The organism is Proteiniphilum sp. UBA1028, from assembly GCF_002316955.1.
Lineage (GTDB): Bacteria > Bacteroidota > Bacteroidia > Bacteroidales > Dysgonomonadaceae > Proteiniphilum.
On sequence record NZ_DCEN01000078.1, the window covers coordinates 1 to 339 of the forward strand.

The 339-nt window shown below is 39.5% G+C and carries 1 protein-coding gene; it reads left to right on the forward strand.

Features of this window, described 5'->3' with window-relative positions; all coding sequences use genetic code 11:
- Nucleotides 1–339 (forward strand): AAA family ATPase (locus B3Z75_RS13170; protein ID WP_294072607.1); only part of this gene is annotated, 339 nt, incomplete at both ends.

The following is a 339-nucleotide window of genomic DNA, read 5'->3' on the forward strand; positions in this document are numbered from 1 at the left end:
TTATGTCACCTTCGATGATCCGTCGGTATTAGCTGCTGCTCAATCAGATCCAATGGGTTTCTTGTTGGATATTGGCGAGAATGTAATTATTGATGAAGTGCAACGCGCACCTGAGATATTTTTAAGTCTCAAGAAACTGATTGATGACAATCGCAATCGTAGAATCATCCTCACAGGATCTGCCAATGTAATGCTACAACCCAAGGTAGCCGATTCATTGGCCGGAAGAATCGAAACACACCACCTTTGGCCATTTTCGGTTGATGAAATAAATGGAAGAAAAAGTGTATTTCTGGATAACTTAATCAACGATGAAAATAACTTTGAATCTATTCCTAC